Source organism: Bacteroides sp. AF34-31BH, assembly GCF_003602795.1.
GTDB classification, from domain to species: Bacteria; Bacteroidota; Bacteroidia; order Bacteroidales; family Bacteroidaceae; genus Bacteroides; species Bacteroides uniformis.
On sequence record NZ_QTLV01000014.1, the window covers coordinates 93,826 to 113,345 of the forward strand.

The window sequence follows — 19,520 nt, forward strand, 5'->3', positions numbered from 1 at the left end:
CCGAGGTCATTGGCATATTGGCACATTAGCACATTATTACATTGAATAAAATGGATTCGTTTTCGTTGTATTGAGCGACGCCTCCTTATTTATATAAGGTAACACGCGCGTAGCGAACAACAGTCTACCGAGGTTGTATTCATCGAACAGCTCGTCGTCGGGGCTGAAGCTATTGACGCGCACATCGCCTTGCGAATGGATGAAACGCTTGTTGCCGATATACATGCCGACATGTACCACACGTTCCTTGCGTTCCGGCGTCGCCTTGCGCCCGAAGAAAATCAAATCGCCCGGCTGGAGGTTACTGAAATCAGGAGCGATATCGATATGCTCGCCCACGTATGCCTGCTGGGAAGCATCCCGCGGAATGATGATGTCGTGCATGAAAAGAACGGTGCGCATGAAGCCGCTACAATCCACCCCTTTGGAGGAAGTGCCAGCCCAAAGATAAGGGATGCCCATCATGCTATGCGCCGTAGCTATAATGCTGGCTGCGTCCTGCTTCAAGGCTGCCCGCCATTTCTTCTCAGGCATAGAGATGGATTTGGAGATATATCCCTGGCGGCCGTCGGGATAAGCCACCTTATAAAAGGCACCTTTTGTCCCCTCCCACTTCAGGCGGTTTCCGGCAGCAACATCAGAGACGGTCTGCGATGCCTGGCTGGGCTGTGAGTAGACAAAGCCATAATGCGAAGTCACCACTATTTTCTCTGCATTGTTCCAAGCGGTCAGCTCTTCCCGCGTGACGGGATGTATGCCTACTCGGTGTACCCATGCAATGTAGTTGTCCGGTGTCTGGATACGGTACCAGCCGTCGCGCTGCAACACCCGCACCGGCATACCCATCAAGCCTTGCGTCATCATTTCTGAAGAGAAATCCGGGGCTACCCGAAGATTGCACACAGACACATTGACAATGCCATACGTCTTGCCTTCAAGTCCGGCCTCATCCGGAAGCACTTGCAGACAATCCATCACCGCATATCCTTTCTTTGCCAAACCATCCAGCAAAGCCGTCTTTGCCTCTGCCGAAGTGGTGACACCACGCAACATCACATTCTTTCCGGAGAAAGAGTAATCCACATCGAACAAAGCCACGCGCTTGTCCGGTGCAAACTTTTGTTTCAAACTGTCAGCGAGTTGCGCCACTTCTGCAGGTATTGTACGGTCACCCACTTCCGAAGCGACAGCAAAAAGCGGGATTAACAGAAATAAAGAAAAAAGAGAGGATAACTTTTTCATTGGCCAAAAGGATTTGGGGGTTATTACTAATAGCAAAGCTACGAATTTATTCCGAAATAGATACATGTTTTTAAGATAATTAAGAGTAAAGAATGAAGAATGAAGGATTCATCCGTACTGCATCCGCACACTGCACAACAAATTCTTCATCCTTCATTCTTCATTCTTCATTAATATTCCGTATCTTTGTACCCTATAAAGCAGTTGGTCGGTCTGTCGCTTGCGCCTCGTGCGTATGAGGAAAGTCCGGGCAACACAGAGCGTCCCACTTCCTAACAGAAAGCTGTCCGTGAGGGTAGAGTAACGTAGAAGAAAATAACCGCCGTCGCCCTTGGGCTACGGTAAGGGTGAGAAGGTGGGGTAAGAGCCTACCAGTCTTGTGGCGACACAAGGGCTGTGCGTCTTGGGAGTTGTAAGGTCATGTAAACCGACGTTATGAGAGTTGCTCGCTCCATGTCGGAGGGTAGACCGCTAAAGCTTGTATGGTGACATGCGGCTCAGATAAATGACAGACACTTCTTTAATGGAGAATGGATAATGAAGAATGGATAATTCCTAATTAGGCTTTTTCAGAAACAGAAGAACAGAACCCGGCTTACAGACTGACTGCTTTTTTATTGACAATGGATAATCGAGATAATAGCATGAACAAGCGTATTGCTGCCCTTTGGAAATTCCTCACCTACGACATCTGGCGTATTACGGAAGATGAAGTCACGCGAACGACCTTTTCCGTATACAATATCATCAAGACGATTTATCTTTGCATCAACCGCTTCACCAAAGACCGGATAGTAAACAAAGCCTCGGCGCTGACTTACAGTACGCTGCTTGCCATCGTGCCTATTCTTGCCATTTTGTTTGCCATAGCCCGCGGTTTCGGATTCGATAATCTGATGGAAAGCCAGATTGTCAACGGTTTCGGCGGTCCTACGGAAACCACGGAAGTCATCCTGCAATTCGTGAATTCGTATTTGTCTCAGACCAAGAGTGGAATATTCATCGGAGTGGGTCTGATTATGTTGCTGTGGACAGTCCTGAATCTAATCAACAATATGGAAATCACCTTCAACCGCATCTGGCAGGTGAAAAAGGCGCGCAGCATGTACCGCAAAATAACGGATTACTTCTCTATGCTTCTGCTGATGCCCATTCTGCTGGTGGTGTCCGGTGGTCTTTCCATCTTCATGAGTACGATGGTGAAGAACCTCGAAGACTTTACCCTGCTGGCTCCCGTCGGCAAGTTTATGGTGCGCCTCATCCCCTTCGTGCTGACCTGGTTCATGTTTACAGCACTGTACGTCTTTATGCCGAATACAAAGGTCAAGCTGAAACACGCACTCATATCCGGTATTCTGGCAGGTACGGCACACCAGGCATTCCAATTCCTTTACATCAGCAGCCAGTTGTGGGTTTCCCGTTACAATGCCATCTATGGTAGTTTTGCCGCCCTTCCGATGTTTCTGCTATGGTTGCAGGTATCCTGGACCATCTGCCTATTCGGTGCCGAACTGACCTACGCCGGACAGAATATCCGGAACTTCAGCTTCGACAAGGATGCGCGCAATATCAGCCGGCGCTACCGCGATTTTATCTCCATCCTGATAATGTCTCTCATAGCCAAGCGCTTTGAACAAGACGCCCAGCCCTATACAGCCGAAGAGATATCCGAAGAGTGCCAGATTCCCATCCGGCTGACACACGAAACCCTTTATGAATTGCAGGAAATCAACCTCCTACATGAAGTGGTGACCGATGAAAAGAGTGAAGACATCGCTTACCAGCCTTCCATGGATATCAACAAAATGAATGTGGCCCTCCTACTGGACAAACTGGACACGCACGGCTCAGAAGATTTCAAAATTGATAAGGAAAATGAATTCAACAACCAATGGGGAGCATTGCTGAAGGCACGGGAGGAATACTACAAGAATGCAAGCAAGGTGCTGCTGAAGGATTTGTAAGCACGCGGAAGTCTTTCCGGAAACTCCGTATCTGCTTTCTTTTTGATTATTTTTTAGACGCGGATGACGCGGATGGGAATATTAAAAAAATCCGCGTCATCTGCGTCATCTGTGTCTAAAAAGTAAATCACCGATATTTCTCAGGCTCCACGGCACGAGTCATATCATAGGCACGGTCACTCTGACGGGATGCCACTAATTGCAGGAAATCGTCCATAGTGCCGTTACCTTATTTATATTGTATCATGCGGCTGATGTACTTACCAATGATATCGAACTCCAGATTCACCACACTGCCCACTTTGAAAGCATGGAAATTGGTATGCTCAAAGGTGTAAGGAATAATGGCCACCTGGAAAGTATCGTCGGTGGGATTGCACACGGTCAGGCTGACACCATTGACCGTTACCGAGCCTTTGTCTACCGTGATGTAGCCGCGCTTTGCCATCTCCTTGTCAAAAGCATACCGGAAAGTAAAGTAATAGCTTCCTTCCGCATCCTTTATATCGATGCAAGTGGCAGTCTGGTCCACATGTCCTTGAACGATATGGCCATCCAGCCGGCCGTTCATCATCATACTACGCTCCACATTCACTTCATCTCCCACCTGCAACAAGCCAAGATTGGAACGGTCCAGCGTTTCCTTCATGGCCGTCACGGTATAGGTATCATCTGTCAGACTGACTACCGTCAGGCAAACACCGTTGTGAGACACACTCTGGTCTATTTTTAATTCACTGACGAATGAACACTTGAAAGTAAAATGTACATTCTCCTGGTCTTTGACCATCGCCACCAATGTGGCACATTCTTCTACTATTCCGGAAAACATGGTTCTATATACTTTTAGGTTATACGCGATTTATTATTAATATGCGCAAAGATACAAAAAGCCCTTCGTATAGGTACAAAAAAAAGGAAGCTTTTCACAAAGCCTCCTTTTTCAGTTTTCAATAGGTATTAGTTTTTTTTTAAGGTAAAAAGATTGTTTTCAGGATAACGATGCAAATATAGGCGCTTTTCGTGATACTAACCAAATTAAAAAACATGTCTTATAACATCTTTTTGAGAAATCATTTAAGTTTATTATCATTTCAAAGCATTTTTCTACACCTGCAATCGTTTTCAATGGACAAATATAAGGCTATTTTCCATGAAACACTGAAATTATCCTAAAATTTTGTTTATTTCTTATCATTTAAGTAGTGTTCGTCTGTCCGCCCACTATGTTTTAACACTTTTGCGTCGATAAAGAACACTATTTCTTCGGCAATATTCGTGATGTGGTCGCCGGAACGCTCCAACTTGCGGAACACGCTCACCAGGTTCAGACAAGAAAGTGCACTCTCCGGATGCCGGCTGATGTAGTCGGCAAGAATGGCAGTGGCCTCAGCATTGATTTCATCCAGCATATTGTCCTTGGCAAACACGGCGGTAGCCAGTTCCTGGCTCTCCTCCTGAAGCGCCTGTTTTGCCTGTTCGAGCATGGAGAGTACCTGGGCTATCATCTCTTCGAGACGGAGTTGCTTGACCAGCTCAGTATCCAAAGCAGGTTCATGGCAGTTGAGGGCAAAGCGGGCAATGCCCTCTGCAAAGTCGCCCAGACGCTCCAGGTTCGTATTGATTTTGAGCATGGCAAGCACAAAGCGCAGGTCGATGGCAACGGGGTTGTAAAGGGCAATGATGTCTTCCACGTCGCTGTCTATTTTCAGTTCGAAAGCATTGACACGACGTTCGCGCACCAATACCTGCTGGGCCAGTTCCCGGTCCAGCGTAAGCACGGCATCACCTGCACGGTCGAGCTGATTATATACCAGGGTCCACATTTCGTCTATTTCCTTTTTCAGCAAGACGAGTTCAGATTCGATAAACTTCACCATAATGTTTCTATTTTAAGATTACTTTTGTACAACTTATTTTGGCCTGCATGGAACAATCCGCTACCCGAAACGTCCCGTGATGTAGTTCTGCGTCTCCACCTTGTCGGGATTCGTAAATATCTTCCGGGTATCTCCAAACTCCACCATCTCACCCATATAGAAGAAAGCCGTATTATCACTGACACGCGCAGCCTGCTGCATGTTGTGGGTGACGATGACGATAGTGTACTGCTTCTTCAACTCGTGGATAAGCTCTTCCACTTTGGCGGTGGAGATGGGGTCGAGGGCGGATGCCGGCTCGTCCATCAGCAGGACCGAAGGAGACACCGCCATGGCACGGGCTATGCAGAGACGTTGCTGCTGACCGCCGGAGAGGGCGTAGGCAGAGACTTTCAGCTTGTCCTTCACCTCATCCCAAAGGGCGGCGCCTTTCAGGGTTTCTTCCACCCGCTGACGGATGAAGGAGTTATCGGTGATGCCATTCACACGGAGTCCGTAGGCAACGTTCTCGAAGATGCTTTTGGGGAAAGGATTGGGCCGCTGGAACACCATGCCTACGTTCTTGCGGAGTTCGTCCACTTGCACTCCTTTTCCATAGATGTCTTGTCCGTCAATGCGTATCTCGCCGGTCAGACGGGTGTCGGGAATCAAATCGTTCATGCGGTTCAGCAGGCGCAGGAAGGTAGACTTTCCACAGCCCGAGGGACCGATGAAGGCTATCACAGACTTCTCCTCAATTTCCATGCTGATGCCTTTCAGGGCATGGAAATCGCCATACCAGAAGTTCACGTCACGGGTTTCTATCTTGTTCTTCATACCTATTGTATATGTTTTCAATTCGTCTTAATCTTCTTCTCAAAGTATTTCCGCAGGGCGTTCGCCAGCAAGTTCACCAGGAGGATAATGAGTATCAGCACCAGTGCCGTGCCGTAGGCAATGGGAAGCTGCGCTTCCATATCGGTGCCGCTGGTAGAGATGACGTAGAGGTGATAAGGAAGCGCCATGCACTGGTCGAAGATACTTGCAGGCAGCTGTGGCAAGAAGTAGGCGGCACAGGTGAAAAGGATGGGTGCCGTCTCGCCCGAAACACGCCCCAGCGCCAGAATCAGTCCAGTAATGATATTGGGCATCCCCATCGGCAGGATGACATGCCAGATGGTCTGAAGCTTGGTAGCTCCCAACGCGCGGCTTCCTTCGCGCATGCTGTCGGGGATGGCTTTCAGTGCTTCTTCCGTGGTGCGGATAACCAAAGGCAGACTCAGCAAGCCCAGTGTCAACGAACCTGCCAGGATGCTGTCTCCAAAATCCATATAGTTGACGAACAGTGCCATGCCGAACAGACCGAACACGATGGAAGGGATGCCGCTCAGATTATTCGTCATCATCCGTATGAAGCGTACTACCCAGCCTTTCGGCACATACTCATTCATATAAATGCCGCTCATCACTCCCACCGGAAAAGCAAACAAGGCACTACCCGCCATCAAACAGAACGTACCTACAATGGCAGGAAGGATTCCGCCGGCAGTCATACCGTTGGTAGGAGCTGTAGTGAGGAACTCCCAATCGATGACTCCTATACCTTTATATATAATGAAACCGAGGATTGCAAAAAGAATCCCCACCACACTCAGGCTCAACAGACGGAACAAGCCAAATGCCACGTTTTGCGAAAGATGCTTTCTATTGACCATATCTACCTTCTTTTATTTTCGTCTTGGCGAAACTGCTTCCACCGTGAAGTTTATCAATAAACTGATGAAGAACAGCACGACACCCAGCAGGAACAATGCTTCGTAGTGAGCTCCGCCGGCAGGCGCTTCGCCTAGTTCGGCGGCAATCGTTGCCGGAATGGTGCGCAGCGGTTCCAGGATGGTATGGGGAATGACGGCGGCGTTGCCCGTCACCATCAGCACAGCCATCGTCTCGCCCACCGCACGGCCGATGCCCAACACCACTCCGGAGGTGATGCCCGAAATGGAGTAAGGAATCACCACCTTATATATAGTCTGCCATTGCGACGCTCCCAGCGCCAGACTGGCTTCGCGCATGGCACGAGGGCAATTTCTCATCGCATCTTCCGTCACCGTAATGATGGTGGGCAACGCCATAATGGCAAGCACAATACTGCCCGCCAGCCCGCTCTCGCCTACCGGCAAGTTGAACACCTGCTGCAAAAACGGCACAATGACAATTAAGCCGAAAAAGCCGTAGACCACCGACGGTATGCCACTCAGCAACTCAATGATGGGCTTCAGCAGATTCCTTACCCGGGAATTGGCTACCTCCGACATATAGATTGCCACCGACAGACCAAACGGCAATGCAAAGAGGATGGCAAACAGACTGACCCACAGCGTCCCCGTAATGAGCGGCAAAAAGCCGAACTGTGCAGCAGGTGTTGCCGTGGGAAACCATTCGGCATCGGCAAAGACGTCCTTCACCGAAATGGTGTTGTCTTTCAGCAGATGCACCGAGTCTGGACGGACGATGAACTGCTGCGGTACAAAGGCTATAATGCCAGGCGTACGCTCCACCAGCTCCGTAATGCAGGCACCTGCATTTTCGTAGGAAGCGCCCAACTGCTCTTCCGTATAATACAGTGTGATGTCCTCCAAACGGAAAAGGCGGATAGGAAGGTCCTCCCCTCCCACTTCGTTCCAGTTTGTCAGCTCTTCATCAAAGACATTCTTTATCTGTGCCGGAGTCAGTTCGCCCACCCGGTTCTCCTTATTCAAGGCCAATACATACCCTTCTTCTATCACCTTGCTGCTGAACAAGCCCAGCGCTTCGGAAAAGAGGAACACGACGATAAGTACGATGGTAAGACTCGTCACAAAGCCGCTACAAGCCAGTATACCTTCTACAATCTTCTCAAAAATCTTTTTCATGTTGCCTATTGATTTCTGTATGCAAAGGAACGAGCCGGATGTTAAGGCAGTGTGACTAACGTTTGAAAGAAATGTTTCAAAGGTGTTACAAAACTATTACAACGACTCAAAGCACATTCCATGTAACACATTTGTAATATCCATTACCTTAATTTGCATCATGTGTTTACCCTATTTGCACCATGTGTTTTATGAAGACAAGAAAATTACTCCTACTCCTCGCCCTGGCAGCTGCCACCACTGGCATGCAGGCGCAACGCATCAAAGGCAGCGATACCGTGCTCCCCATAGCGCAGCAGACCGCCGAACGCTTTATGACCCTGAACCCCTCTGCCCGTGTCACCGTGACCGGCGGCGGAACCGGTGTCGGTATTTCAGCCCTGCTGGACCAGACCACGGACATCGCCATGGCTTCCCGCGCCATCAAGTTCAGCGAAAAGATGAAAGCCAAAGCTGCCGGAGAAGACCTGGCGGAAGTACCCATCGCCTACGATGCCCTTGCCGTAGTGGTCCACCCCTCTAACCCGGTGACACAACTGACCCGCCAACAACTGGAAGATATCTTCCGGGGCAAAGTCACCAACTGGCAGCAAGTGGGCGGAGACGACCGCAAAATCGTAGTCTACTCCCGCGAGACTTCCTCCGGTACCTACGAGTTCTTCAAGGAAAGCGTACTGAAAAACAAGAACTACATGAGCAGCAGTCTCTCCATGCCTGCCACGGGAGCCATTATCCAATCCGTCAGCCAAACTCGCGGAGCCATCGGATATGTGGGCCTAGCCTATGTATCGCCGCGAATCAAGACACTCGCCGTTTCATACGACGGGCAACATTATGCCGCTCCCACGCTGGAGAATGCCATCAATAAGACTTATCCGATAGTACGCCCGCTATACTATTATTATAACCGGAAAAACGCTTTGGTCATAGCCCCTCTGCTCGATTTCATTTTGTCTGCCGCAGGACAGAAAATCATCAAAGAGAGCGGATATATCCCGGTACATAACGAATAAATCTTCATTCTTCATTCTTCATTCTTCATTTTTTTACCCTATCTTTGTCCCCACGATACGAAAATAGTAACATTATGGCAGAAATAAAGAGCGAAGAAACAAGCGAAAAAAAGAGCTTGAACTTCATTGAGCAAATAGTAGAAAACGATTTGAAAGAAGGTAAAAACGGGGGAAAAGTACAAACACGCTTCCCGCCCGAACCGAACGGTTACCTCCACATCGGACACGCCAAGGCCATCTGCCTTGATTTCGGTATTGCCGCCGCACACGGCGGTGTCTGCAACCTGCGTTTCGATGACACCAACCCCACCAAGGAAGATGTGGAATATGTAGAAGCCATCAAGGAAGACATCCAGTGGCTGGGCTACAAATGGGGTAACGAATATTACGCTTCCGACTATTTCCAGCAATTGTGGGACTTCGCTATCCGCCTCATCAAGGAGGGCAAGGCATACATCGACGAACAGACTTCCGAGCAGATTGCCGCCCAGAAAGGAACTCCCACCCAGCCCGGTGTGGAAAGTCCCTACCGCAACCGTCCTATCGAAGAAACACTGGATTTGTTCCAGAAGATGAACAGCGGCGAGATTGAGGAAGGTGCCATGGTGCTCCGCGCCAAGATAGACATGGCAAGCCCCAACATGCACTTCCGCGACCCTATCATCTACCGTGTAGTGAAGCATCCGCACCATCGCACGGGCACCACTTGGAAGGCTTATCCGATGTACGACTTTGCCCACGGGCAAAGCGACTTCTTCGAAGGCGTGACACACTCGCTCTGCACACTGGAGTTTGTGCCCCACCGTCCGCTCTACGACCTCTTCGTGGACTGGGTGAAGGAAGGCAAAGACCTCGATGATAACCGCCCCCATCAGTATGAGTTCAACAAACTGAACCTCAGCTATACGCTGATGAGCAAGCGCAACCTGCTGACGCTGGTCAAGGAAGGCTTGGTGAACGGTTGGGACGACCCCCGTATGCCGACTATCTGCGGTTTCCGCCGTCGCGGTTACTCTCCGGAGTCCATCCATAAGTTCATCGACAAAATAGGATATACAACCTACGATGCGCTCAATGAATTTGCCCTGCTGGAAAGCGCCGTGCGCGAGGACTTGAACGACCGCGCCACCCGCGTATCCGCCGTACTGAATCCGGTGAAGCTTATCATCACTAACTATCCCGAAGGGCAAGTGGAAGAGATGGAAGCCGTCAACAACCCCGAACATCCCGAAGAAGGCAACCACGTCATCGAGTTTAGCCGCGAACTCTGGATGGAGCGCGACGACTTCATGGAAGATGCTCCGAAAAAATACTTCCGCATGACACCGGGACAAGAGGTACGTCTGAAGAACGCGTACATCGTGAAATGCACCGACTGCAAGAAGAACGACGCCGGTGAAATCACCGAAGTATATTGCGAATACGCCCCCGATACCAAGAGCGGTCTGCCCGGAGCCAACCGTAAGGTGAAAGGCACCATCCACTGGGTAAGTTGTGCCCACTGCCTCGAAGCAGAAGTGCGTCTCTACGACCGTCTGTGGAAAGTGGAGAACCCGCGCGACGAGCTTGCCGCCATCCGCGAAGCGAAGAACTGCGACGCACTGACAGCCATGAAAGAAATGATCAACCCCGACTCCCTGAATGTGCTGCCCTGCTGCTACATCGAGAAGTACGCTGCCGGCATGCAGCCCCTCTCCTACCTGCAGTTCCAACGTATCGGTTATTTTAATGTTGACAAAGATTCTACGCCAGAAAAAATGGTATTCAACCGTACTGTAGGTCTGAAAGACGTTTGGGGTAAAATCAATAAATAAGAATATGAGTAAAAAAAACCTGCTGTCCGGAAGAGACAAAGAACTGCAAGAAATGGCAGAACAATATGAAGCTGCCAAAGCAGAGAACAGAACCATCTATCTGGACGCAGACGACTTAGCCGACCTCGCAGACTGGTATGCCGTGCATCATAAATATGCCATGGCTACCGAGGTCGTAGAGTATGGCTTGGGAATACATCCGGATAATACGGCTCTGCTGGTGGAACAGGCATACTTGTTCCTCGACACCCAGCATAAAGAGCAAGCCAAGGATATATTGGAACGGATTGCCGAAGAATCTTCCGAAGTGAAAGTGCTGAAAGCCAACCTACTGTTGGGCGAAGGCAAAGAAGAAGAAGCAGAAGCGATACTCGACAGCATAGACGATAAGGACGACCTGGCCAACATCATCGATGTATCCTATATGTACATTGACATGGGATTCCCGGAAAAAGCATTGACATGGCTGACGCGCGGACTCGAAAAATATGCCGAAGAAGAAGCCTACCTTGCCGTCACCGGCGATTGTTACTATGCCCAGGGACTGTTTGAAAAAGCCACCTTCTTCTTCAATAAGCTGATTGACAAGAATCCGTATTCGGCTCCTTACTGGTTTGGACTGGCCCGTTGCTACTTTGACCAGCAGATGTTCGACAAAGCAATCGAAGCATGCGACTATGCCACGGTGGCCGATGACGAGTTTGCCGATGCCTACCTGATGAAAGGACATTCCTTCTTCCAATTGGGAAATGAGGAAAGTGCCATGGAGAACTACCTGCAGGCCGAAAAATTCCATCTTGTCTCCCACGGTTTCATCAACACCTTCATCGGTCTGAACAAAGCCTCCAAAGGAGAATGGAAAGAAGGATACGACTATCTGGAAAAAGCCATAACGGCCGAAGACAGCCATGACTTCGCCTTGCCTTCTCTTTATGCCAATGCAGCCCTATGCCTGCACAAGATGGGAAAAAAGCGCAAAGCCCACCAGTATTGTAAAAAAGCATACGACCTGGCACCCGAAGAGATAGACCCGTACCTGATTGAGGGACGCATCTACATGGAAGAAGGTGAGTATGAGAAAGGTGTGAAGAGATGGGCCAAAGCCTTAGAGTATGCCCCCTATGCGGATACCTGGCACGAAATAGGCATGTGTAGCATGGAAATAGGACAACTGAGCTATGCCAAGCTGGCCTTTGAACATGTCAAAGAGATGGAGCCGGACTTTGAAGGTATCAACGAAAGGCTGACCTCTCTGTATATGCTGCTCAAAGACAAGGAGAACTTCATGAAGTACAACCAGCTGTGCGAACATCCGTTCAGGCTGGAAGAGTTGGACAAATTGCAACAGATACTACAAGAAGATAACCAGGAAGAGCTGGCCCTAGTGATGAAGAATATTTTCAATGCATTACAATAACAGTAATTATATACCACTAATCTAGCAAATGGAATCAGTAGCCTTTATCCAATGGTGTCTCGACCACCTCAATTACTGGACCATCACTTTATTGATGGCCATTGAAAGTTCGTTTATCCCCTTCCCTTCGGAAGTTGTAGTCCCTCCTGCCGCTTGGAAAGCCGCCAACAATGACAACATGAATATATATCTGGTGGTATTGTTTGCAACCATAGGGGCAAATATCGGAGCCTTGATAAACTACTATCTGGCAAAATGGCTGGGACGCCCCATCATTTACAAGTTTGCCAACAGCCGTTTCGGGCACATGTGCCTCATCGACGAAGCCAAAGTGCAGCATGCGGAAGAATATTTTGACAAGCATGGAGCCGTATCAACCTTTGTCGGCCGCCTGATACCTGCCGTACGCCAGTTGATATCCATCCCTGCCGGTCTGGCACGCATGAAACTGGGAACTTTCTTGCTGTACACTACCCTGGGTGCGGGCCTTTGGAATTCCATCCTGGCTTTCATCGGATATTACTTGTCCACAGTACCCGGCATCGAGAACGAGGAACAGCTGCTTGCCAAAGTAACGGAATACAGCCATGAGATAGGTTATGTATTTATCGGCATCGGTGTACTCATCGTGGCATTCTTCATCTATAAAGGAATGAAGAAGAAATAAAAAAGAAAACGGCATGATAATAAAAAAGCGGTGGACAGCATGATAAATTCTGTCCACCGCTTTTTATTGCTTATCCCAAATCCAAACTTTCTACTTTACAGCTGCAATAGCTTTATCATAATCTGGTTCTTGCGTAATTTCAGGTACCAATTCCGTATAGGCAATCTTACCATCCTTACCGATAACCACTACCGAACGCGCCAATAGACCTGCAAGCGGTCCGTCGGCCATGCGTACCCCGTAGTTTTCATCAAAATCGGAGAAACGGAAATCAGACAAAGGAATCACATTCTCAATACCCTCCGTTGTACAGAAACGTGCATGTGCAAAAGGTAAATCCTTGGAGATTGCCAACACTACCGTATCGGGCAGGCCGGCAGCCAGTTTGTTGAACTTACGTACAGAAGTAGCGCACACACCAGTGTCAAGGCTGGGGAAAATATTCAAAATAACATTCTTCCCGTTCAGTTCCTTCAAAGAGAAGGAAGACAAATCTGTTTTTACCAATTCGAAATCGGGGGCAACAGAGCCCACCTTTATAAATTCACCGATAACCTTTACCGGTTGTCCTTTAAATTTTGTTGTTGCCATAGTTTTATCAAATTATATGTATACATAACAAATTACATACAGAAAAAGTTCACCCGAAACTTTTTTCCCGATAAACTGTTATTCTACAGACGAATTAATGATAATCACTTAAAAAATTAAATTCACATGAAAACTATTTTTGACGAACTTCAGCAGGAAGTAAAGAATTGGTGGATTTCACTCATTCTTGGTATTCTTTATGTAATAGTGGCTATAAGCCTGATGTTCTCCCCCCTCAGCGGGTATGCGGTATTGAGCATTCTGTTCAGCGTCTCCATGTTGTTCAGCGGTCTGCTGGAAATATCCTTTGCAGTAAGTAACCGTAGAAGGGTATCCAGTTGGGGATGGTATCTGGCTGGAGGTATCATCGACATGATTCTGGGATTCTACCTGATAGCCTACCCGATGCTCAGCATGGAAGTCATTCCGTTCATCATCGCCTTCTGGCTGATGTTCCGCGGCTTCTCATCCGTAGGCTATGCCATGGACCTCAAAAGATACGGGACAAGAGACTGGGGATGGTATGTTGCTTTCGGTATTCTTGCCGTCATCTGCTCGCTCATCATCTTGTGGCAACCTGCAGTAGGCGCCCTTTACGCCGTGTACATGATTTCGTTTGCATTCCTGATTATAGGTTTCTTCCGTATCATGCTGTCATTCGAGCTGAAAAACCTGCACAAGCGCGGGAAAGAGTGGAAGGAAAAGAAAGAAGTATCAGCCGAATAAGTAGCCCACACGAAGCGTGTCAAAAGGAATCCCACCTTTGACACCTTCGTTTAGCTGAATTGCTCAATAGTGTCTCAGAAAACGGAACATCGTAGTCCGTGACACTCCCATCTGCCGGGCAAGCTCAGCACACGACTCTCCTCTTTGGTGCTCCCTCACAAGTTTCCTCTTGTTCGCATAGAGTATCTTCATTTTGGGTGTGTCCCCTTTCTTCCTGCCCAGATGTTTTCCTTCTTTCCTCCGTCGTTCCAAGGCTTCTTTGGTGCGCATGGAAATCAGATTACGCTCTATCTCGGCCATCAGTCCAAAAGCAAATCCCAGCACTTTGCTATTGATGTCATTCTGGAACACATACCCCTCTTTGGTACTGTACAGCACCACTCCCCTTTTGATGCAGGAGTTAAGAATGGTCATTATCTCCAGCAGTGTCCGGCTAAGCCGCGAAATCTCCGTTATAATCAAGGAGTCTCCCGGTTTCATCCGGTCCAACAAGCCCGCCAGTTTACGCTCTTTGCTACTCACTTTTCCGCTGACCGTCTCCATGTACCATCTGTCGATGCTCAACCCATTCTTTTCCGCGAAGCGTATAATTTCCTCGCGCTGATTCTCTAAAAACTGTTTTTCTGTACTTACTCTTAAATAAGCTACTACTGCCATAATTGATAAACGTTTATTGGTTATTATTCACCACCAAAGAACGGTTATTCAAGTAAGAGTGGCAACACACAACTATGACTCTCTATCACAGAGGATCACATTATGGACATCCCCGAAGTCAGGGAAGACTTCTCGGTAACTATCTCAAATATGCCTATAAACAAAGAAAACAGCCCCACTGAAGCTGTTTTCTGAAATTAGTTCATAAAAAATTGATACTATGTAGTTTCATAGTATACTCTTCTTCATTTCATTCACTATGTATCTCACATCCTCATCCGTCACATAAGGACCACTCGGCAAGCAAAGACCACGTTTGAACAAGCCCTCACTGACACCATTCACATAGGCAGGATTAGCCGAATAAACCGGCTGGAGGTGCATGGGCTTCCATAAGGGACGGCTCTCGATACCGGCTCTGTCCAAGCAAACACGCATGGCCTCTACATTACGGTTAGGCTCACAAGAAGTATGGGCACTCACTGACTCATGCGTAACACCGGCGGCACCACCTACGGCGCCTTTTACTGTCTCACGGTAGGCATCCTCCTCACCTCTCACATGCAGATTCCCGTCAAGCAGTACCGTGTTCAGCCAATAATTGCTGTCATAACGTCCGGAAGGATTCTCATGAAGCGTAATTCCCTCCACATCGGCCAACAACTTACGATACAGACCGCACAGATGCTTATGGTGCGCTATATGCTCATCCACCACCGTCATCTGACCGCGGCCGATTCCCGCACAAATGTTACTCATCCTATAATTATAGCCTATACGCTCATGCTGGTAGTAGGGATAGGACTCACGGGCCTGGGTAGCATAGAACATTATCTCACGCTTATACTCTTCATCAGGGCAAATCAAAGCACCGCCACCGCTGGTGGTTATCATCTTGTTGCCATTGAAAGAAAGCACACCATATTTGCCAAAAGTTCCAAGAACTTGCCCGTCAAACTTGCTTCCAAAGCCTTCGGCGGCATCCTCTATGACCGGAATATCATATTTATCTGCCACCGACATGATTTGGTCTATCTTGTAGGGCATCCCATACAAAGCCACCGGAACAATCGCTTTGGGCTTTCGGCCGGTCTTGTCGATACGGTCCCTGATAGCCTGCTCCAGAAGAACCGGGTCCATGTTCCATGTATCAGCCTCAGAATCCACGAATACCGGAGTGGCACCAAGGTAGGTCACCGGATGGGAAGAGGCACAAAAAGTGAAGCTCTGTACTATCACTTCATCACCTTGAGCAACTCCGCAAGCAAGCAGGGCCAGATGCACAGCAGCAGTACCGGCACTTAAAGCCACCACCTTTTTATTCCGCCCAATGAAGCGTTCCAAATCCTGCTCGAAGGCATTCACGTTCGGTCCGAGAGGAACAACCCAGTTGGTATCAAAGGCTTCTTGTATGAAGCCCATCTCCTTGCCGCTCATGTGGGCGAGGCAAAGATATATTCTCTTATCCATTTCTTTGTAAAATAAATCAGGTTCATTCGACAGAAGAAGAACTCTTCCGCCTCACATAATAGGGGATAAATAACCAATAAAATAGTCTATAAATATACTTCCGGCTGAAAGTTCTCATAATTCTCACCATGACCGGGATATAAACGACACCCCTTCGATAAAGAAAGAATACGTTGTCGGGATAGTTCTGCGGATACTTTATTGCTGTTAGAAAATGAAGCGGGCACCTTTAGCCCTGGTATAAACGCATCACCTGTAAACAAACAATTGCCAAACTTGTAAGTCAGGCAACTTCTATCATGACCGGGAGTCTCATAAACTTCCACTCCAGCACTTCCATATAAATATACAGTATCCCCTTCTTTCAGTTCTTTCATGACACTATAATGTTGAAATACATAAGGGCACAAACTATAGCGCGATAAATTCAATTTATCGGAGTACAAGCCTTCCTTTCCCAAAGCAGAGATATAGATGGGAGTTTCCGGATATTCATCAATGATGGAATCCAAGCCATATATATGATCAAAATGGGAATGGGTAATGAAAATACCTTTCAAATGTAATCCCCGATTGTTTATGTTCTCAATTATAGGGGCAGGATCTCCACAATCAATCAAAAAACACAGGTCACAATTCCTGCTTATTGCCAAATAGGTATTTGATTCAAATACAGAATTGACAATCCGAACAATCTCAATCATTTCCACTTTGCCCGTCAACAAAGAGGGCCGCCCAAGGTATTCCATCTGACCAATCTGTCAATCAGAAACAGTCCATCCCACGGCATTTCAAAGTTCAACATCCTGCCTATCAAAGGGCATCGGGCAACACCTGCCATTGTAGCCTTATTTGCAAAATCAATGGCCTTATCTTCAGGAGCGGCAATGCCAATCGTCTGGATATAATCCTGAACATGTACCAATGCATCATTTATGTGATCCACCGGATGTACCATAAGCACACGTGAATACACTGGCTTACAAAGTTCATTGTCCTCTGAATAGAGTACTGTCCATGACATCGTATCACTTCCCCAAACTCTACCTTTAAAATCATACACTCCCCTGGACGAGTGAACAGCAGATATCTGTTCCGGAGATATGAATGGTTTAGGAATTTGGGCTTCCGTTTTGGGAAATGCCTCCGCTAAAATTTCACAGAAACGTTCAGGAGTAACTATTCCTCCTTTCTCAATATAAAGATTATGAGGTGATGCACAACCGGACTGGTCAAAAACAGATACATCTACCGACACCCGTCTTGCCAATTTCTTCGCAGCATGCTCCGATGACAGTTCCTCCCTAGCAATTACCGCATAAGACAATTTGGGGCCGAAAACAACTGTCTCACAGTCAATCATCGAAGGATACTTTGCCACCGTCTCAACCGCCTCTTTCCCTCCCCATGCAATTCTGACCTGGGCAGACCCGGACATCAACTCTCCCAATTTTTTGGCATCTCTCGAGAAATATACAACAGCCACAGTATCCATCAGAGCCGAACCTTCAAGTGTATAGCCATCCTCAGTTGTATAAGTAACTCCTTCAAACGCATTCAAAAGCGCACGGAACACACCGTCATCCTTGGCAGAGACCTTTAATAAGTTCACATTTTTAGTTATGATACATTGGACCAAGGCAAACACACCTAATATTTGTACATTGCCTGCCATCCAATGACAAGCCAGTCCTCGCGAATTTGCCTTCAAGAAATGTTTTGAAGAATTTGGAAAATGCAAGAAGGTATCGCAATACCTTATATTCCCCCTCAGACCCTCTTCGGCTATCTGCCTTAAATGAGACGCTTCACACCAATTCGACAAGAACAGCAAGCCTTTGTCCTTCAAAAAGGAAAAACGTTCATCGGACAGCCATTTCTTTGCGACTTCACCAATGATGCCAATCAGTGCCTCGACCGGTTGCTGCCGAAGCCAGTCCAGTTTATCATTCAGACAAGAAATAATACCCTGCAGCTGCTCCTCTCCCGTATTTCCTTTCAAAGTTCCCCTAAAATATTGAATGTCCAGATGAGAGTCCGACTTTATTTCCGTCCCTTCTTTCTGTTGAAACACCAACTTGGAGGAAAGAATATCCCCACATCCTCTGACCTCCGCTTTCTTCAACCGTCCGACAATACGGAACCTCTGTCCCGAACGTCCATAAGGACAAGGCGAATCTTCCAGAATGCCGATATCATCTGTCAATACTACATTGCCCGGATAAGAATGAGGAATAGGAGTTATAAATTCAAGCATCCCTTCCTTTCCCGCCGGAAGGACACTTCTTGTAACGGTATCGCGGGCCAGGACTTTCACATAAGAAGAGGCATGCTTACAGCCACAGGCACAATCCGGATAATTCAACCCCATCTGCTCTGTAAATCCATAAATGTCGATGACATCTTCCGGACAAATGCCAAAGCACCGCGCTAATTGCTCATTAAAAAGTTCTTTGCTTATTTTCTCACTTTCCAATTTTTTCCAACCGCCAATATGGATTATCTTGGAACCTTTAGGCAAATGCAGTCTCACATCTGATTCCAGTATTGACTTCAATACATGTTGATACAATATATAAGTGAATCCAAAAACCACAACAGGCTGTCCGGATGGCAATTCTTTTATAAATGCCTGAATGCCTTCCACATCAAAATATGAGAGACCATTCTCATCCGCTTTCAGAAAATAACCGACTTTACTCGCAAACTTAAGATACCCGGTCACCGCGGCAAATCTTGCTCCAAGCAATTTTCTGGAGGCAGAACGGGGATCAATATCCATAATCAGGAAAGGTTTCCTCTCTTTGCCAATGAATTCACTGACCACCTTTACCATTGCTTTACCTTGTCTTTTTGCTGTTATCTTATCAATGACTACGGTACTCGGTATTCCAGAAGTGGCAGAGGACTGTAATGCCAAAGTCAGTTCTTCCCGGGGAACTGAATTCAGGTTGAATCCCAATTCCTTGAACACACTGACGGCCACTGGCGGAAGTTCATCCACCGAATGAATCGGCTCATGAGGATTAAAGTTCTTCCTCTCACAAAAATGCCGATACATCTCATTGTGCTCATAGTGGAAAACAAGCTCATCACGCAGAGCTTCCATAAACAAATTATCACATTCTTCACTCCCATCATAAGGAGGTCTGTTCAACAGTTCTTCAACCATGCTTCGTTCATTCATA

General features: G+C 47.6%; 17 protein-coding genes, 1 other RNA gene and 1 pseudogene. 7 read left to right on the forward strand and 12 right to left on the reverse strand.

Annotated features, from left to right (window positions below; genetic code table 11):
- Positions 1 to 36: 36 nt before the first annotated feature.
- The gene (locus DWZ67_RS17565) at positions 37 to 1,242 is read right to left on the reverse strand and encodes an NlpC/P60 family protein (protein WP_044468207.1); all 1,206 of its coding nucleotides are present in this window, start codon (positions 1,240 to 1,242) and stop codon (positions 37 to 39) included.
- Positions 1,243 to 1,442: 200 nt separating this feature from the next.
- On the opposite strand from DWZ67_RS17565, the gene rnpB reads away from it, so the two are divergent.
- Positions 1,443 to 1,856, forward strand: an RNA gene (gene rnpB, locus DWZ67_RS17570) — RNase P RNA component class A.
- A 30-nt stretch (positions 1,857 to 1,886) separates the two neighbouring features.
- Positions 1,887 to 3,206, forward strand: a complete 1,320-nt coding sequence (locus DWZ67_RS17575) for a YihY/virulence factor BrkB family protein (RefSeq protein WP_005832288.1) — start codon at positions 1,887 to 1,889, stop codon at positions 3,204 to 3,206.
- Between the two features lie 136 nt (positions 3,207 to 3,342).
- Here DWZ67_RS17575 and DWZ67_RS17580 read toward each other — a convergent pair.
- From DWZ67_RS17580 to pstC, 6 genes and pseudogenes are all read right to left on the reverse strand, one after another.
- Positions 3,343 to 3,423 (reverse strand): annotated as a pseudogene (locus DWZ67_RS17580) (NAD(P)H nitroreductase); the annotation flags it as partial.
- Positions 3,424 to 3,435: 12 nt separating this feature from the next.
- Positions 3,436 to 4,038 (reverse strand): riboflavin synthase, encoded by a 603-nt coding sequence (locus DWZ67_RS17585; protein WP_005832292.1) that lies wholly within the window; start codon positions 4,036 to 4,038, stop codon positions 3,436 to 3,438.
- A 352-nt stretch (positions 4,039 to 4,390) separates the two neighbouring features.
- Positions 4,391 to 5,086: a phosphate signaling complex protein PhoU gene (phoU, locus tag DWZ67_RS17590; RefSeq protein ID WP_005832294.1), complete on the reverse strand. Its 696-nt coding sequence runs from the start codon at positions 5,084 to 5,086 to the stop codon at positions 4,391 to 4,393.
- A gap of 60 nt (positions 5,087 to 5,146) precedes the next feature.
- On the reverse strand, positions 5,147 to 5,902 hold the full coding sequence (pstB, locus tag DWZ67_RS17595; protein WP_120139435.1) for a phosphate ABC transporter ATP-binding protein PstB: 756 nt from the start codon (positions 5,900 to 5,902) through the stop codon (positions 5,147 to 5,149).
- A gap of 17 nt (positions 5,903 to 5,919) precedes the next feature.
- Positions 5,920 to 6,780 (reverse strand): phosphate ABC transporter permease PstA, encoded by an 861-nt coding sequence (gene pstA / locus DWZ67_RS17600; protein WP_016274363.1) that lies wholly within the window; start codon positions 6,778 to 6,780, stop codon positions 5,920 to 5,922.
- A 12-nt stretch (positions 6,781 to 6,792) separates the two neighbouring features.
- Entirely contained in the window at positions 6,793 to 7,977 is a 1,185-nt protein-coding gene (gene pstC / locus DWZ67_RS17605; RefSeq protein WP_120139426.1) for a phosphate ABC transporter permease subunit PstC, read from the reverse strand.
- 191 nt (positions 7,978 to 8,168) lie between these two features.
- Between pstC and DWZ67_RS17610 the strand changes: the two genes are divergently transcribed.
- The 4 genes from DWZ67_RS17610 to DWZ67_RS17625 all read left to right on the forward strand — a co-directional run bounded on the left by DWZ67_RS17610 (position 8,169) and on the right by DWZ67_RS17625 (position 12,888).
- Positions 8,169 to 8,990, forward strand: coding sequence for a PstS family phosphate ABC transporter substrate-binding protein (locus DWZ67_RS17610; RefSeq protein WP_120139427.1), 822 nt, complete (start codon positions 8,169 to 8,171; stop codon positions 8,988 to 8,990).
- Positions 8,991 to 9,064: 74 nt separating this feature from the next.
- Positions 9,065 to 10,804 carry a glutamine--tRNA ligase/YqeY domain fusion protein gene (locus DWZ67_RS17615; protein ID WP_120139428.1) on the forward strand — a complete coding sequence of 580 codons (1,740 nt, stop codon included), beginning with the start codon at positions 9,065 to 9,067 and terminating at the stop codon, positions 10,802 to 10,804.
- A gap of 4 nt (positions 10,805 to 10,808) precedes the next feature.
- Entirely contained in the window at positions 10,809 to 12,221 is a 1,413-nt protein-coding gene (locus DWZ67_RS17620; RefSeq protein ID WP_120139429.1) for a tetratricopeptide repeat protein, read from the forward strand.
- A 28-nt stretch (positions 12,222 to 12,249) separates the two neighbouring features.
- Positions 12,250 to 12,888 (forward strand): DedA family protein, encoded by a 639-nt coding sequence (locus tag DWZ67_RS17625; RefSeq protein ID WP_005831315.1) that lies wholly within the window; start codon positions 12,250 to 12,252, stop codon positions 12,886 to 12,888.
- Between the two features lie 90 nt (positions 12,889 to 12,978).
- Here the strand turns inward: DWZ67_RS17625 and tpx are convergent, their stop codons facing one another.
- Complete coding sequence (gene tpx, locus DWZ67_RS17630) at positions 12,979 to 13,479, reverse strand: thiol peroxidase (RefSeq protein WP_005831317.1); 501 nt, start codon at positions 13,477 to 13,479, stop codon at positions 12,979 to 12,981.
- A gap of 126 nt (positions 13,480 to 13,605) precedes the next feature.
- Between tpx and DWZ67_RS17635 the strand changes: the two genes are divergently transcribed.
- A complete protein-coding gene (locus DWZ67_RS17635) occupies positions 13,606 to 14,205 on the forward strand; it encodes an HdeD family acid-resistance protein (RefSeq protein ID WP_005831320.1) in 600 nt (199 codons plus the stop codon).
- 63 nt (positions 14,206 to 14,268) lie between these two features.
- On the opposite strand, the gene DWZ67_RS17640 is transcribed toward DWZ67_RS17635, so the two are convergent.
- The 4 genes from DWZ67_RS17640 to DWZ67_RS17655 all read right to left on the reverse strand — a co-directional run bounded on the left by DWZ67_RS17640 (position 14,269) and on the right by DWZ67_RS17655 (position 19,519).
- Positions 14,269 to 14,862, reverse strand: a complete 594-nt coding sequence (locus DWZ67_RS17640; RefSeq protein ID WP_057089503.1) for a master DNA invertase Mpi family serine-type recombinase — start codon at positions 14,860 to 14,862, stop codon at positions 14,269 to 14,271.
- A 228-nt stretch (positions 14,863 to 15,090) separates the two neighbouring features.
- Positions 15,091 to 16,332 carry a DegT/DnrJ/EryC1/StrS family aminotransferase gene (locus tag DWZ67_RS17645; protein ID WP_120139430.1) on the reverse strand — a complete coding sequence of 414 codons (1,242 nt, stop codon included), beginning with the start codon at positions 16,330 to 16,332 and terminating at the stop codon, positions 15,091 to 15,093.
- A gap of 86 nt (positions 16,333 to 16,418) precedes the next feature.
- Positions 16,419 to 17,081, reverse strand: a complete 663-nt coding sequence (locus DWZ67_RS17650; protein ID WP_120139431.1) for an MBL fold metallo-hydrolase — start codon at positions 17,079 to 17,081, stop codon at positions 16,419 to 16,421.
- On the reverse strand, positions 17,051 to 19,519 hold the full coding sequence (locus DWZ67_RS17655; protein WP_243635188.1) for an acyl-CoA reductase: 2,469 nt from the start codon (positions 19,517 to 19,519) through the stop codon (positions 17,051 to 17,053). The genes DWZ67_RS17650 and DWZ67_RS17655 overlap by 31 nt, the downstream gene beginning before the upstream one ends.
- Between the last annotated feature and the right edge of the window lies 1 nt (position 19,520).